Source organism: Citrobacter sp. Cpo100, from assembly GCF_030332595.1.
Taxonomy (GTDB): domain Bacteria; phylum Pseudomonadota; class Gammaproteobacteria; order Enterobacterales; family Enterobacteriaceae; genus Citrobacter; species Citrobacter portucalensis.
Genome location: NZ_JAOWHM010000037.1, coordinates 288,952 through 304,185, shown reverse-complemented (window position 1 = coordinate 304,185; position 15,234 = coordinate 288,952). Strand labels below are relative to the sequence as shown.

Genomic DNA, 15,234 nt, shown 5'->3' with positions numbered 1-15,234 from the left:
AGCGGTGAATATTCCGCCCCCTGCACAGCTTTTTACCCTTCAGGCATCGCTGAAGAGTGGTGTGTGGAAATTTTCCACTCTTTACCGTCCCATGCATAAGTGAATGTGTAGCGGGCTGAAACCGTTGATTTGTCCGCGAAGGTAAATGTGTAAGTACCGGTGTCTATCGCCTTATTACACCCCAGGCGAATGGTACGCATGTCAATTTTCCCGGTCGGCTTTTTCGCAAGAAAATGCTCGAAATAATCAACACGTTCAGCGTCCGTTAAACGCGCTTTATTGGATACAGTAGGCAACAATACCGCATCGCTAAGATAATTTTCAGATACCGTCTGCGCGTTACCTGTTTTCAATGACTCGTTCCACTTATCAAATAGCGCTTCGATTTGCGCTTTATTCACCTTCACACAGTCTGGAGTCGACGCTGCAAAAACGGCTCCAGGCAATAGGGCAAGTGAAACAACAAGGCTCAGTAATTTATTCATACAATTCATTCCATTAGAAGTTAAATGGCAACAGAAAACCGTTCATAACCAGGATCAAAGCCAAAATGCATTTAATAACCAATGGAAATCATCACCATAAATGGGTGAGAAGATTAAGATGCCATGAAGAAAAAATGGAATTAACATATTGAAATAATTATAGATACTTTAGCTATTACAACTCATATAACGTGTACTGCTTCCTGAATGATTATAGTTCAGCATTGATAGTGACACTCTAAATGCTCGCTCCACACTTCGTCATCGATGCCATACTCCATCTTCCGAGCACACACTGATATCAATCAGTAAACAACGACAGGTACGCCCCCACGTTTATAGCAAGTCAGATGGGCCATGAAAATGCTAAGATAGTTAACAGAGTAGATTCAAAGTGGATAGCAGGTATGAATTTTGACCATGTCGCGGTGTTGAACTCGCGCTTATTGAGCCTGTTACTCCCAAAAACAAACGGTAATGGCAAATGTCATTAAGTATTAGTAAGATAGCCTCTTTATATAATCCATTAAAATTATGCGCCTGGTTTTATCATCTCTGATCGTGATGGCTGGATTTCTGAGTGGTCAGGCTGCTGCTGCGCCTGAGCAAGCTCCGCACGCTGATATCCGTGACAGTGGGTTTGTCTATTGCGTCAGCGGGCAAGTCAATACGTTCAACCCACAAAAAACGAGCAGCGGTCTCATCGTCGATACGTTAGCGGCCCAATTGTATGACCGACTGCTTGATGTAGATCCCTACACCTATCGGCTGGTGCCTGAGCTTGCTGAAAGCTGGGAGGTTCTGGATAACGGCGCAACCTACCGCTTCCATCTTCGTCGTGACGTACAGTTTCAGAAGACTGCCTGGTTCACCCCCACCCGCAAACTGAATGCAGACGATGTGGTGTTTACCTTCGAGCGCATCTTTGATCGCCACCATCCGTGGCACAATGTGAACGGCAGCAGTTTCCCCTACTTCGACAGCCTGCAGTTTGCCGATAACGTCCAAAGCGTGCGCAAACTGGACAACAACACCGTTGAATTCCGCTTAACGCAACCGGATGCCTCCTTTATGTGGCACCTTGCCACACACTATGCCTCCGTAATGTCGGCCGAATATGCCGCTAATCTGGCAAAACAGGATCGCCAGGAGTTGCTCGACAGACAACCCGTCGGCACAGGCCCGTACCAGCTTTCAGAGAATCGTGCTGGCCAATATATTCGGTTGCAGCGACATGAAAAATTCTGGCGTGGTACCCCCCTGATGCCGCAGGTCGTAGTGGATCTCGGCTCTGGTGGAACCGGACGCTTATCGAAATTACTCACTGGCGAATGTGACGTCCTGGCCTGGCCTGCCGCCAGCCAGCTCAGCATATTGCGTGATGACCCTCGCCTGCGTCTGACGCTGCGCCCGGGGATGAACATTGCCTATCTGGCGTTCAACACCAATAAACCGCCGTTGAATAACCCTGCCGTGCGGCATGCGCTGGCGCTAGCAATCAACAACCAGCGCTTAATGCAGTCTATCTACTACGGGACGGCAGAAACCGCGGCATCTATTTTGCCTCGCGCCTCGTGGGCTTATGATAACGAAGCTAAAATTACAGAATACAACCCGGCAAAATCGCGCGAGCAGCTAAAAGCGCTGGGGCTGGAGAATCTGACGTTACAACTTTGGGTCCCTACCAGCTCTCAGGCCTGGAACCCCAGTCCGCTGAAAACCGCCGAGCTGATTCAGGCAGATATGGCTCAGGTGGGTGTGAAAGTGAAGATCATCCCGGTAGAAGGTCGTTTTCAGGAGGCGAGATTAATGGATATGAACCATGATCTGACGTTATCCGGCTGGGCAACGGACAGTAACGATCCTGACAGTTTTTTCCGGCCGTTGCTCAGCTGTGCCGCCATCAATTCACAGACCAACTTTGCCCACTGGTGTAATCCGCAGTTTGACAGCATTCTGCGCAAGGCTCTCTCTTCGCAGCAGCTTTCATCGCGAATTGATGCCTATGACGAAGCGCAAAATATTCTTGCCCAAGAGTTACCGATCCTGCCACTGGCCTCTTCACTGCGTCTACAGGCTTACCGCTACGACATCAAAGGGTTGGTGCTCAGTCCATTCGGTAATGCCTCTTTTGCCGGCGTGTCCAGGGAAAAGAAAGATGAGGTGAAAAAACCATGATTATCTTCACCTTGCGTCGATTTTTATTGCTACTGGTAACCCTGTTCTTCCTGACCTTTATTGGCTTCAGCCTGAGCTACTTCACACCTCATGCGCCGTTACAGGGTGCATCGCTGTGGAACGCTTGGGTATTCTGGTTCAATGGTCTCATTCACTGGGATTTCGGCGTATCCAGTATCAACGGTCAGTTGATCTCAGAGCAGCTGAAAGAGGTGTTCCCGGCCACAATGGAACTGTGCATTCTTGCCTTTGGTTTTGCACTAATGGTTGGGATCCCCGTTGGTATGCTGGCCGGTATCACGCGGAACAAATGGCAGGACCGCTGCATCAGCGCATTGGCTCTGATGGGGTTTTCTATCCCCGTTTTTTGGCTGGCGCTGCTGCTGACATTGCTCTTCTCGCTGACCCTCGGCTGGTTACCCGTTTCCGGGCGTTTTGATCTTCTCTACGAGGTGAAACCCGTTACCGGTTTTGCCATTATTGATGCGTGGATCTCCGACTCGCCCTGGCGCGATGAAATGCTGGTCAGCGCTATCCGTCATATGGTGCTCCCGGTGCTGACGCTCTCCGTTGCGCCCACCACCGAAGTCATCCGCCTGATGCGTATCAGCACCATTGAGGTCTTTGACCAGAACTACGTCAAAGCGGCGGCCACGCGCGGTTTGTCACGATTAACGATTCTGCGTCGTCACGTCCTGCACAACGCCCTTCCGCCGGTGATCCCGCGTCTGGGATTACAGTTTTCCACCATGCTGACGCTGGCGATGATCACCGAGATGGTCTTTAGCTGGCCAGGTCTTGGCCGTTGGCTGATTAACGCGATTCGCCAGCAGGATTACGCGGCGATTTCAGCGGGCGTGATGGTGATTGGCTCACTGGTTATTATCGTTAACGTCATCTCTGATATTTTGGGTGCTATGGCTAACCCTCTGAAACATAAGGAATGGTATGCCTTACGATAGCGTCTACAGCGAAAAACGCCCGCCAGGTACGTTGCGCACCGCATGGCGCAATTTCTATGGCGATGCGACTGCGATGATCGGCCTGTACGGCTGTGCGGGACTGGCTATTCTGTGTATTTTTGGTGGTTGGTTTGCCCCTTACGGCATCGATCAGCAATTTCTCGGCTATCAGCTTTTACCGCCGTCATGGTCGCGCTATGGCGAAGTCTCATTCTTCCTTGGGACTGACGATCTGGGACGTGACGTTTTAAGCCGTCTGCTCAGCGGCGCGGCCCCGACCGTTGGCGGCGCGTTTGTCGTCACTCTTGCCGCCACGCTGTGTGGCCTGGTATTGGGCGTAGTTGCCGGTGCGACGCACGGCTTGCGCTCTGCGGTGCTGAACCACATTCTGGACACCCTGCTGTCGATCCCTTCTCTGCTGCTGGCGATTATTGTGGTGGCCTTTGCCGGGCCGCATCTGACACACGCCATGTTTGCCGTCTGGCTGGCGCTGCTGCCGCGCATGGTGCGCTCCGTTTACAGCATGGTGCATGACGAGCTGGAGAAAGAGTACGTCATTGCCGCTCGCCTGGACGGTGCAACCACACTGAATATTCTGTGGTTCGCCGTTCTGCCCAATATTACCGCTGGCCTTATTACTGAAATCACCCGCGCACTGTCGATGGCGATTCTGGATATCGCCGCGCTGGGTTTTCTCGACCTTGGCGCACAGCTGCCGTCCCCGGAATGGGGAGCCATGCTCGGCGACGCGCTGGAGCTGATTTATGTCGCACCGTGGACGGTGATGCTGCCAGGCGCGGCAATTATGATAAGCGTGTTGTTGGTTAACCTACTGGGTGACGGCGTGCGCCGCGCAATTATTGCGGGGGTGGAGTAATGCCATTACTGGATATCCGCAACCTGACCATTGAATTCAGAACCGGTGACGACTGGGTTAAGGCTGTTGATCGTGTCAGCATGACCTTGAATGAGGGTGAAATCCGCGGGCTGGTCGGTGAATCTGGATCAGGCAAAAGTCTGATCGCTAAGGCCATTTGCGGGGTTGCTAAAGATAACTGGCGCGTAACCGCAGACCGTATGCGTTTTGATGATATCGATCTGCTACGCCTTTCGGCGCGTGAACGACGCAAATTGGTCGGTCATAACGTCTCCATGATCTTTCAGGAGCCGCAGTCATGTCTCGATCCGTCCGAGCGTATCGGACGTCAACTGATGCAAAATATTCCGGCATGGACCTACAAAGGTCGCTGGTGGCAGCGCATCGGTTGGCGCAAACGCCGTGCGATTGAACTCTTGCACCGCGTCGGGATAAAAGACCATAAAGACGCCATGCGCAGCTTTCCATATGAGCTGACCGATGGCGAATGCCAGAAGGTCATGATCGCTATCGCATTAGCGAATCAGCCGCGTTTGCTGATTGCCGATGAACCAACGAACGCGATGGAGCCAACCACCCAGGCGCAAATTTTCCGTCTGCTAACCCGTCTGAATCAAAACAGCAATACTACCATTTTGTTGATAAGCCATGACCTGCAAATGCTCAGCCAGTGGGCTGACAAAATCAACGTGATGTACTGCGGACAAACGGTCGAAACCGCGCCAAGTAAAGATTTGGTGACCATTCCTCATCATCCTTATACTCAAGCGTTGATTCGCGCTATTCCGGATTTTGGTAGCGCAATGCCGCACAAAAGCCGCCTGAATACCATGCCAGGAGCTATTCCATTGCTGGAACAATTACCCATCGGCTGCCGTCTGGGGCCACGCTGTCCTTATGCACAACGCGAATGTATTGAAACCCCAAGACTGACCGGAGCAAAAAATCATCTCTACGCCTGTCATTTCCCGCTGAACATGGAGAGAGAGTGAGATGGTAGAAACCCTGCTCGAAGTTCGTAATCTGAGCAAAACCTTTCGCTACCGGACAGGTTTATTTCGCCGCCAGACCGTTGAGGCCGTTAAGCCCCTGAGTTTCACCCTGCGTGAACGTCAGACGCTCGCCGTCATTGGTGAAAACGGTTCGGGGAAATCTACGCTGGCTAAAATGTTGGCGGGTATGATTGAACCCACCAGCGGTGAGCTGCTGATTGACGATCATCCGTTAAAATATGGCGATTATTCATTTCGTAGTCAGCGGATCCGTATGATTTTCCAGGATCCGTCAACATCGCTTAATCCGCGGCAACGTATCTCGCAAATCCTCGATTTTCCGCTACGTCTGAATACCGACCTCGAGCCTGAGCAGCGTCGTAAACAGATCGTGGAGACCATGCGCATGGTCGGGCTGCTGCCCGATCACGTAAGCTATTACCCACATATGTTGGCCCCAGGGCAAAAACAGCGTCTGGGCCTTGCCCGTGCGCTCATTTTACGCCCCAAAGTCATTATCGCCGACGAAGCCCTGGCCTCTCTGGACATGTCGATGCGTTCGCAGCTCATCAATCTGATGCTGGAATTGCAGGAAAAACAGGGGATTTCGTATATCTATGTGACCCAACATATTGGCATGATGAAGCACATCAGCGATCAGGTATTAGTCATGCATCAGGGCGAAGTGGTAGAACGCGGCAGTACAGCGGATGTTCTGGCGTCCCCGCTTCATGAGCTTACCCGCCGCCTGATTGCAGGTCATTTCGGCGAAGCGCTTACCGCTGATGCCTGGCGAAAAGATCGTTAGCAAACGGCTGCCCTCCTCAACCGGGGGGCAATCTGCCATCAGTGACACAACGTGGGTAAGAGCAGCGTATCAACTTCGGTAAACGCGACTGACGGGTAAAGGGCACCACCTTGCATTGCCCAGACACCTGCGGTACTGGCCTCGTCGATAAGTCGTACTGTTTCTACTCCCTTCACCACAACACGGTCGCAATATTCCCTGATATTTTTGATAAGCACCGGGAACATCGGTTTTTCTACCTGTTCCAGGAAGAAACCGCGATCCAGTTTCACAACGTCAAAATGACCGCAAACCAGCGGACTGGCCCCTACGCTGCCGGAGCCAAGATCGCCCAACCACAATGCGTTTGGGCCGTCGCGAAGTGAATTAATCAGCAGATTTTTCAGGCACACGGTATTCGACAGAAAACGTTCTGAAAGTTCCAGTGCAATAAATGGTAGAGCATGTAAGGCCGACTTGATGGCTGGATCACCAATCGCCAGCAGTGCCATTTCGTCAATGAGGTTCAGGGTGCAAATAAGGCTGTTGCGCTCAAACCAGTCACGCTTTTCGGCAATTAGTCGAATTTGCTCGAGCATGAAATTACGCTTTTGTTCGCTATCCCACGCTGAAATGATGAAATCTGGATGCAACGGGTGAACCGTATCTGAAGTAAACCGGGCGTTAATCTCTACACCCAGTAATTTATCTGTTGTGTCTCTCATCGGTTCCGCGATGAAATGATAGTGCATAAGACCACTCCAATTGATCATAACATCCTGATAATGCACTTCTAATCACAATCAATCAATAATATCGATCAATGAATCGATATTGATCGATAAAAACAATATATCATAACAAGCTGAATATTGTCATATTTTTTGTTTTAAGAAAGTTCCTACCTTGCTATGTTTATTAACATCAGCTAGCAATGAAATAATACCATTTCAATGCCTTTGAAACCTCGTATTTTCTCTGATTCACCGACGTTAGATGCCTGAACGAAGCATAAGCGGAGGGGGATGATATACTCCTCACATGTAATGAAGTGACAGGTCACGTGAGGCGGATAACCATTCTCCAGGGAAAAAGCGTGGGATATAATTTCAGGCCAATTTCGAGTGCATTTAATGTGTCAATCATAACTCATTGATTGATAAAAGATAAGTGTTAACCAAAAGGATTAAAGCCATGGGTTTTTTATCAGGTAAGCGCATTCTGGTGACAGGCCTTGCCAGTAAATTGTCTATCGCATGGGGAATCGCTCAGGCGATGCATCGCGAAGGTGCCGAACTGGCGTTCACCTACCAGAACGACAAGCTGAAAGGTCGTGTGGAAGAATTTGCAGCGCAGTTAGGCTCCAACATTGTTTTGCAGTGTGATGTAGCTGAAGATGCCAGCATTGACGCCATATTTGCTGAACTGAGCAAAGCCTGGCCGAAATTCGACGGTTTCGTACACTCCATCGGCTTCGCACCTGCTGACCAACTGGATGGCGATTATGTGAACGCAGTTACCCGCGAAGGATTTAAAATTGCGCATGACATTAGCGCTTATAGCTTTGTTGCGATGGCAAAAGCATGTCGTTCCATGCTAAACCCTGGCTCTGCGCTATTGACGTTGTCCTATCTGGGCGCAGAGCGTGCAATCCCTAACTATAACGTTATGGGCCTGGCGAAAGCCTCATTGGAAGCAAACGTCCGTTATATGGCTAACGCAATGGGGCCTGAAGGCGTACGCGTAAACGCAATTTCCGCAGGTCCAATCCGCACCCTCGCCGCTTCCGGTATCAAAGATTTCCGTAAAATGCTGGCCCATTGCGAAGCTGTTACGCCGATTCGCCGCACTGTTACCATTGAAGATGTGGGCAACTCTGCGGCATTCCTGTGTTCCGATCTTTCTGCCGGTATCTCTGGTGAAGTCGTACACGTTGACGGTGGTTTCAGCATCGCTGCAATGAATGAACTAGAACTGAAATAATCTTCCAATCTTTCTGGGCGGCCCACTGTCGCCCATGATGCTCGTTTTTAATTCCCCTCTACCCTGTCCCATATATGCTTTTCTGATATTTATTATCACGTAACAATCTTTCATCCCCTCTTCTGCTTACGTCAGGATATTGCAGCGCAAACGATCCGGCGTAGTGGTATGACGACGTGTCCGGGTCGCCACTTTTTAGACCAAGGACCGCCCATGGAACAACGCCGAATTGAAGGCAAAAGCCACTGGTATCATGAGACGCAATCCAGCATGTATCCACAAGATGTTCTGCCGCTGGTGCCGGAAGCCGCTCATGTCGACGACTGCTTTTTACTGGATCTGGCGATATCTGATGACGCCCTTTTACCTTTTCAATCTTGGTTAATCCCTGCCCGTAAACTTGCACAGATCCTCTTCCCGACCCACGTAAATCTGAGTCAGATGCACACATTCAGTGCCTATGAACGGATGAGTACGGCGTTAACCGTCGCTCAGGTATATGGCGTCCAGCGATTATGTAATCACTATGCCGCGCGTCTAACACCGCTTCCTGGGCCGGACTCCTCGCGGGAAAGTAACCATCGACTGGCGCAAATCACCCAATATGCTCGTCAACTTGCCAGCTCTCCAGCCGTGATAGGCGCGCGCGATCGCCAGCATCTGGATGCAGTCGGGCTAACCACCAGCGATAGCATTCTGATGAATCAAATTATCGGATTCGTCGGTTTTCAGGCCCGTATCGTGGCCCTGTTTCAGGCCTGGTGTGGGCATCCGGTGCGCCGAATTCCGGGTCTCGATATACAACAATTCGCTCACGCTGCGCCATTTAATGCAACAAACACAACCTGGCACGCTGCGCCATTCCCGATAGAAAAACATCTTAATCATGATGAGTCGATAGACAGACGTTATCCCGAGGAACTGCAAGCGTTACTGCCATTACTGATACATTCCCCCGTCATTTTGGATTTACTCGGGTCACTCATTTCCAGCACGCAACATAGCGGAATACCAGTGCAGGCATTTTCATTGGCGACGCTGATGACTTCACGGATTAATGGCAGCGTGGCCTGTTTTAATGAACATGCGTATTCAGCTCATGAATTAACCGAGGCCATTACCTTTCTTCGTCAGGATGAACGTGAATTACAACGTTGGGAACAACGACATCCGGTTGAGCGCGTCACCCTACAGGCGGTACAATGGCTGACCCGGGCGCCCGACCGCTTTAGCACCGCACTGTTAACGCCTTTGTTCGATCAGGGAATCTCTTCAGAGCAGGCCATTAACCTGCTAGCCTGGAGTGGATTGTGCGGATGGTTGAATCGCTTGAAAATCGCGCTGGGCGACACTGATTAACCGATCCACTTACTGAAAGAGCGCTTGCTGCCACTGGCAGAATCGCGTAAAACTGTCAGCCGCTCTTTTAGCCACGAAAATAGACAATTATGCTTCAGGACAACCCGCTGCTAGCGCAGCTTAAACAGCAACTACATTCCCAGACGCCACGTGCTGAAGGGGTGGTAAAAGCCACGGAAAAAGGCTTTGGCTTCCTGGAAGTCGATGCACAAAAAAGCTATTTCATTCCACCGCCGCAGATGAAAAAAGTGATGCATGGCGACCGTATTGTTGCGGTTATCCATACAGAAAAAGATCGTGAGTCTGCTGAGCCGGAAGAACTGATCGAACCCTTCCTGACGCGCTTCGTGGGTAAAGTTCAGGGCAAAAATGACCGTCTGTCCATTGTGCCGGATCATCCGTTACTGAAAGATGCTATTCCTTGTCGTGCAGCCCGCGGCGTTGAACATGAATTTAAAGAAGGCGACTGGGCTGTTGCAGAAATGCGCCGCCATCCGCTGAAAGGCGATCGCACCTTCTACGCCGAGTTAACCCAATTTATCACTTTTGCTGATGACCACTTTGTCCCGTGGTGGGTCACACTGGCACGCCATAATCTGGAAAAAGAAGCACCAGACGGTGTAGCAACCGAAATGCTGGACGAAGGCCTGGTTCGTGAAGATTTAACCGCCCTCAATTTCGTCACCATCGACAGCGCCAGCACCGAAGATATGGACGATGCGCTGTATGCTGAAGAACAAGCTGACGGCACGCTACAATTAACCGTCGCCATTGCCGACCCAACAGCCTGGATTGCAGAAGGCAGCAAGCTGGATAAAACGGCTAAAATTCGCGCGTTCACCAATTATTTACCGGGGTTCAATATCCCGATGTTACCACGTGAATTGTCTGACGATCTCTGCTCTCTGCGCGCGAACGAAGTGCGCCCGGTTTTAGCTTGTCGTATGAGCATTACCGCCGATGGCACGATTGAAAACAACATCACCTTCTTCGCCGCAACCATCGAGTCTAAAGCGAAGCTGGCCTATGACAATGTTTCCGACTGGCTGGAAGGTACTGGCGAGTGGCAACCAGAAAACGACGCGATTGCGGAACAAATCCGTCTGCTGCATCGTATTTGCCTGAGCCGAGGAGAGTGGCGTCATAACCACGCGCTGGTCTTTAAAGATCGCCCGGATTACCGTTTCGTTCTCGGTGAAAAAGGTGAAGTACTGGACATCGTCGCTGAGCCACGCCGCATCGCAAACCGTATCGTGGAAGAATCCATGATTGCGGCAAATATTTGCGCCGCCCGTGTGCTTCGCGACAAGCTGGGCTTCGGTATTTATAACGTCCATATGGGATTCGACCCGGCCAACGCCGACGCTCTGGCCGCGCTGCTGAAAACCCACGGTATGCACGTCGATGCCGAAGAAGTACTGACACTGGAAGGTTTCTGCAAACTGCGCCGCGAACTGGATGCACAGCCATCCGGCTTCCTCGACAGCCGAATTCGCCGCTTCCAGTCTTACGCTGAAATTAGTATTGAGCCAGGTCCACACTTTGGGCTGGGTCTGGAGGCATATGCCACCTGGACTTCCCCAATCCGTAAGTACGGCGATATGATCAACCACCGTCTGCTTAAGGCTGTCATCAAAGGCGAAACCGTCGCTCGACCTCAGGATGATACCACCGCGCAGATGGCAGAACGTCGTCGCCTGAACCGGATGGCTGAGCGTGATGTGGGTGACTGGCTATACGCCCGTTTCCTGAGTGATAAAGCCGGAACTGACACCCGCTTTGCGGCCGAGATCATCGACGTCAGCCGCGGCGGCATGCGCGTACGTTTGGTTGATAATGGCGCTGTTGCCTTTATTCCTGCACCCTTCCTGCACGCCGTGCGTGATGAACTGGTCTGCAGCCAGGAAAGTGGTACCGTACAAATCAAAGGTGAAGTGGTTTACAAAGTCACTGATGTGATTGACGTAACTATCGCCGAAGTTCGCATGGAAACCCGTAGCGTTATCGCGCGTCCAGCAGCGTAAACTGACAAATCCAACGACCTTTCTCTTTTTTGAAAGGTCGTTTTCTTTTTTTAGCGGCCAAATTTCAACCACACACTACACTTCTCTTATCCAGTCAAAATTTTTTTTTACTATTTTTCAGTTCCGCTGGCTTTGCTTTTTATGGATTCTGGATTACATATAAATATATAAATAAAACAATACGTTCAGCCATAATCACCCTGAATGAATCATGGCTACCCTTACTTTTGAGGCTTTATGCGCTTTAAACGGGATAGTACACATCATGAAAGACGTCCGGGAGCTGGTTACGTTGTATAGCTATGTGGGCACTCATAACCCCTACTGGCGTTTGTCAGAGGATTGCAACATCCTGCATTTCTCTATTGACGAAACAGCAGACGCTGAGCAGACCATCGAATTATCACCCGAGCAGGCCGACCGCATTCGCGAGATGACGGTAATTACGTCAAGCCTGTTGATGACGTTACCTATTGAAGATGACGATATTCCGGTACATTTGGTCGGGCGGAAAATCAATAAGCGCGAATGGGCCGGCAGCGCATCAGCCTGGGATGACACCCCTTCCGTCGCACGCGATCTCGCTCAAGGTCTCTCTTTTGCCGAGCAGGTGGTTTCAGAAGCCAATTCCGTTATTGTCATTCTTGACCGCATGGGCAACATTCAGCGTTTTAACCGTCTGTGCGAAGAGTACACCGGACTCAGAGAACGTGAAGTCATTGGCCAAAGCGTATTCACACTGTTTATGAGTCGACGTGAAGCCGCAGCCTCCAGACGCAACATCGAGGTCTTTTTTCGCGAAGGCAACTCATATGAAGTCGAACGTTGGGTGAAGACCTGCAAAGGTCAGCGCCTGTTTCTTTTTCGCAATAAGTTTGTACATAACGGTAGCGGCAAGAACGAAATATTTCTGATCTGTTCCGGCACCGATATCACTGAAGAACGCCGCGCGCAGGAACGCCTGCGTATGTTGGCTAATACCGACTCCATCACCGGATTACCGAACCGTAACGCCATTCATGAGCTAATAAGCGACGCGATTGAGAACGCAGGTGATACTCAGGTTGGGATTGTATATCTCGATCTGGATAACTTCAAAAAGGTGAACGATGCCTACGGGCATATGTTTGGCGATCAGCTATTACAGAGTGTGTCGCTTGCAATCCTCAGTTGTCTTGACGACAACCAGCTATTGGCTCGGTTTGGCGGTGATGAATTTATCGTCCTTGCCACCGAAACGTCCCAGAGCACTCTGGAAGCTACCGCATCGCGCATTCTGACACGCCTGCGTCAGCCCTTTCGCATTGGCCTGATTGAAGTCTATACCGGCTGCTCTATTGGTATTTCCCTTGCTCCACAGCATGGTCAGGACTGCGAGAGCGTCATTCGTAACGCCGATACGGCCATGTACACCGCGAAAGAAGGCGGCCGCGGACAGTTTTGTGTTTTCTCTCCGGAAATGAATCAGCGGGTATTTGAATACCTGTGGCTGGATACTAACCTGCGCAAGGCGCTGGAAAACGATCAACTGGTTATCCATTATCAGCCAAAGATAACCTGGCGAGGCGAAGTGCGCAGCCTGGAGGCGCTGGTACGCTGGCAGTCTCCGGAACGCGGCCTCATTCCACCACTGGAATTTATCTCCTACGCCGAAGAATCAGGGCTTATCGTTCCGCTGGGTCGCTGGGTTATTCTGGACGTTGTGCGTCAGGTCGCAAAATGGCGCGCCAAGGGAATCAATCTGCGCGTGGCGGTAAACGTTTCTGCCCGCCAGCTCGCCGATCAGACGCTATTTACCGATCTCAAACAGGTGCTTCATGAACTCGACTTTGAATATTGCCCCATCGATGTCGAGTTAACGGAAAGCAGTTTGATTGAAAATGAGCAGTTGGCACTGTCCGTCATTCAGCAGTTTAGCCAGTTGGGGGCGCAAATCCATTTGGATGATTTTGGTACTGGATATTCGTCACTGTCTCAACTGGCCCGCTTCCCGCTTGATGCAATTAAACTGGATCAGACCTTTGTCAGGGATGTACACAAACAACCTATTTCGCAGTCGCTGGTACGTGCCATTGTTGCGGTCGCACAGGCACTCAATCTGCAGGTCATCGCCGAAGGTGTTGAAAGCGCGAAAGAGGATGCGTTTTTAACCAAAAATGGTGTCAACGAGCGTCAGGGTTTTTTGTTTGCCAAACCAATGCCAGCGGCTGCATTTGAACGTTGGTATCGACGACATCTGAATAAAAAAACGCGCTAATGCTGTGGGATCAAACGTCATTAATAGCCATAAATGGACATTACGTAACGATCCTATCTGCATGTAATCACAGAATATATAATATTCTTCTATCATTGATAGTTAATACTATTTTTCCCTTCTCTTTTGCCATGAAATTCTGCATCATGAAATTCAAACTCTATTGCTATTAGGATGATAACCATGTCTGATATCGACGCTCAGCGTCTGGCCGAACGCATTGATACCGTGCTGGATATCCTCGTTGCAGGTGATTACCACTCAGCCATCCACAATCTCGAAATTCTGAAGGCTGAGCTGCTAGACACGGCCAAAGAAGATGCCGAGTCTTTGCCCAAAAAGCACAAGGCTCCCTGGGAGATCTGATGACATTAACCCTTTAATGTCGCTGCTATAAGCATACTGCGTATGAAGCAGTTTCCGTTTAATTTCCGATACGATATCGCAATAAAATTAATATTATGAATTCCCGACAACAATCTATTTTGCAGATGGTGACTGATAAAGGTCAGATGAGCGTTGCCGAACTGGCAAAAATCACCGGTGTCTCAGAAGTGACGATTCGACAGGATCTGAACACACTGGAAAAACAGAGTTATTTACGCCGTGCGCACGGTTTTGCCGTTTCATTGAACAGTGATGATGTGGAAACGCGCATGATGACTAATTTTACGCTGAAGCGTGAACTGGCCAAATTTGCCGCATCTTTGGTAAGCCCTGGCGAGTCCGTATTCATTGAAAACGGCAGCAGCAATGCGCTCTTGGCCAGAACGCTGGCGGAGCAAAAAGATGTCACCATCATTACCGTCAGCAGTTATATAGCCCATCTGCTGAAAGAAACCCCCTGCGAAGTGATTCTCCTTGGCGGCATCTATCAGAAAAAAAGCGAAAGCATGGTGGGGCCCTTAACTCGCCAGTTTATCCAGCAGGTACATTTCAGCAAGGCCTTTATCGGCATTGATGGCTGGCAGGCTGACACCGGCTTCACCGGACGCGACATGATGCGTTCTGATGTGGTTAACGCGGTGCTGGAAAAAGGTGCAGAAGTTATTGTACTTACTGACAGCTCAAAATTCGAAGCCATTCACCCTTACACGCTGGGTCCATTAGAGCGATTCAGCCGCGTAGTCACGGATTCCAGACTCAGCGCCAGCGTACAAATGCAGCTCGAGCATTCAGGATTAACCGTCAATATCATTGATGCGCACGCATAAAATCTTCAGCAGATGATTTGTCAGTCGGCAAATCATCCCCTCTCTGAGAGTTATCTGACAGTCCAATTAAGACTTTTTACCTGTCGTTAACAGGATTAAGTCGTAAAATTAATGTT

The 15,234-nt window shown here is 50.3% G+C and carries 13 protein-coding genes; 11 read left to right on the top strand and 2 right to left on the bottom strand.

Annotation, left to right across the window (positions count from 1 at the left end):
- Window positions 1-32 precede the first annotated feature (32 nt).
- On the bottom strand, window positions 33-485 hold the full coding sequence (locus tag OGX96_RS17015; RefSeq protein ID WP_003833285.1) for an SgcJ/EcaC family oxidoreductase: 453 nt from the start codon (window positions 483-485) through the stop codon (window positions 33-35).
- Window positions 486-1,019: 534 nt separating this feature from the next.
- Here OGX96_RS17015 and sapA point away from each other — a divergent pair.
- Genes sapA through sapF form a run of 5 tightly spaced genes read left to right on the top strand, consistent with a single transcriptional unit; the run spans window position 1,020 to window position 6,302 of the window.
- Window positions 1,020-2,663, top strand: a complete 1,644-nt coding sequence (sapA, locus tag OGX96_RS17010; protein WP_003833288.1) for an ABC transporter substrate-binding protein SapA — start codon at window positions 1,020-1,022, stop codon at window positions 2,661-2,663.
- On the top strand, window positions 2,660-3,625 hold the full coding sequence (gene sapB / locus OGX96_RS17005) for a peptide ABC transporter permease SapB (RefSeq protein WP_003020545.1): 966 nt from the start codon (window positions 2,660-2,662) through the stop codon (window positions 3,623-3,625). Before sapA ends, sapB begins: the two co-directional genes overlap by 4 nt.
- Window positions 3,612-4,502: a peptide ABC transporter permease SapC gene (gene sapC / locus OGX96_RS17000; RefSeq protein WP_003833291.1), complete on the top strand. Its 891-nt coding sequence runs from the start codon at window positions 3,612-3,614 to the stop codon at window positions 4,500-4,502. The genes sapB and sapC overlap by 14 nt, the downstream gene beginning before the upstream one ends.
- The gene (sapD, locus tag OGX96_RS16995) at window positions 4,502-5,494 is read left to right on the top strand and encodes a peptide ABC transporter ATP-binding protein SapD (protein WP_003020556.1); all 993 of its coding nucleotides are present in this window, start codon (window positions 4,502-4,504) and stop codon (window positions 5,492-5,494) included. The genes sapC and sapD overlap by 1 nt, the downstream gene beginning before the upstream one ends.
- A gap of 1 nt (window position 5,495) precedes the next feature.
- Window positions 5,496-6,302 carry a peptide ABC transporter ATP-binding protein SapF gene (sapF, locus tag OGX96_RS16990; protein WP_003020558.1) on the top strand — a complete coding sequence of 269 codons (807 nt, stop codon included), beginning with the start codon at window positions 5,496-5,498 and terminating at the stop codon, window positions 6,300-6,302.
- 38 nt (window positions 6,303-6,340) lie between these two features.
- Here sapF and OGX96_RS16985 read toward each other — a convergent pair whose 3' ends face one another.
- Window positions 6,341-7,033: an EAL domain-containing protein gene (locus OGX96_RS16985; protein ID WP_198802319.1), complete on the bottom strand. Its 693-nt coding sequence runs from the start codon at window positions 7,031-7,033 to the stop codon at window positions 6,341-6,343.
- A gap of 442 nt (window positions 7,034-7,475) precedes the next feature.
- On the opposite strand from OGX96_RS16985, the gene fabI reads away from it, so the two are divergent.
- The 6 genes from fabI to yciT all read left to right on the top strand — a co-directional run bounded on the left by fabI (window position 7,476) and on the right by yciT (window position 15,118).
- The gene (gene fabI, locus OGX96_RS16980; RefSeq protein WP_198802321.1) at window positions 7,476-8,264 is read left to right on the top strand and encodes an enoyl-ACP reductase FabI; all 789 of its coding nucleotides are present in this window, start codon (window positions 7,476-7,478) and stop codon (window positions 8,262-8,264) included.
- Window positions 8,265-8,477: 213 nt separating this feature from the next.
- Entirely contained in the window at window positions 8,478-9,623 is a 1,146-nt protein-coding gene (locus OGX96_RS16975; RefSeq protein WP_198802323.1) for a carboxymuconolactone decarboxylase family protein, read from the top strand.
- Window positions 9,624-9,712: 89 nt separating this feature from the next.
- Complete coding sequence (locus OGX96_RS16970) at window positions 9,713-11,647, top strand: exoribonuclease II (protein WP_198802325.1); 1,935 nt, start codon at window positions 9,713-9,715, stop codon at window positions 11,645-11,647.
- 265 nt (window positions 11,648-11,912) lie between these two features.
- On the top strand, window positions 11,913-13,904 hold the full coding sequence (gene pdeR, locus OGX96_RS16965) for a cyclic di-GMP phosphodiesterase (protein ID WP_008784927.1): 1,992 nt from the start codon (window positions 11,913-11,915) through the stop codon (window positions 13,902-13,904).
- A 183-nt stretch (window positions 13,905-14,087) separates the two neighbouring features.
- Window positions 14,088-14,270 carry a YciZ family protein gene (locus tag OGX96_RS16960; protein ID WP_003833313.1) on the top strand — a complete coding sequence of 61 codons (183 nt, stop codon included), beginning with the start codon at window positions 14,088-14,090 and terminating at the stop codon, window positions 14,268-14,270.
- Window positions 14,271-14,365: 95 nt separating this feature from the next.
- A complete protein-coding gene (yciT, locus tag OGX96_RS16955; RefSeq protein WP_286583677.1) occupies window positions 14,366-15,118 on the top strand; it encodes a DNA-binding transcriptional regulator YciT in 753 nt (250 codons plus the stop codon).
- Window positions 15,119-15,234: the final 116 nt, after the last annotated feature.

Coding starts and splice junctions, on each gene's coding strand:
- OGX96_RS17015 (WP_003833285.1), bottom strand. CDS start 485: ATGAATAAATTACTGAGCCTTGTTGTTTCACTTGCCCTATTGCCTGGA.
- sapA (WP_003833288.1), top strand. CDS start 1,020: ATGCGCCTGGTTTTATCATCTCTGATCGTGATGGCTGGATTTCTGAGT.
- sapB (WP_003020545.1), top strand. CDS start 2,660: ATGATTATCTTCACCTTGCGTCGATTTTTATTGCTACTGGTAACCCTG.
- sapC (WP_003833291.1), top strand. CDS start 3,612: ATGCCTTACGATAGCGTCTACAGCGAAAAACGCCCGCCAGGTACGTTG.
- sapD (WP_003020556.1), top strand. CDS start 4,502: ATGCCATTACTGGATATCCGCAACCTGACCATTGAATTCAGAACCGGT.
- sapF (WP_003020558.1), top strand. CDS start 5,496: ATGGTAGAAACCCTGCTCGAAGTTCGTAATCTGAGCAAAACCTTTCGC.
- OGX96_RS16985 (WP_198802319.1), bottom strand. CDS start 7,033: ATGCACTATCATTTCATCGCGGAACCGATGAGAGACACAACAGATAAA.
- fabI (WP_198802321.1), top strand. CDS start 7,476: ATGGGTTTTTTATCAGGTAAGCGCATTCTGGTGACAGGCCTTGCCAGT.
- OGX96_RS16975 (WP_198802323.1), top strand. CDS start 8,478: ATGGAACAACGCCGAATTGAAGGCAAAAGCCACTGGTATCATGAGACG.
- OGX96_RS16970 (WP_198802325.1), top strand. CDS start 9,713: ATGCTTCAGGACAACCCGCTGCTAGCGCAGCTTAAACAGCAACTACAT.
- pdeR (WP_008784927.1), top strand. CDS start 11,913: ATGAAAGACGTCCGGGAGCTGGTTACGTTGTATAGCTATGTGGGCACT.
- OGX96_RS16960 (WP_003833313.1), top strand. CDS start 14,088: ATGTCTGATATCGACGCTCAGCGTCTGGCCGAACGCATTGATACCGTG.
- yciT (WP_286583677.1), top strand. CDS start 14,366: ATGAATTCCCGACAACAATCTATTTTGCAGATGGTGACTGATAAAGGT.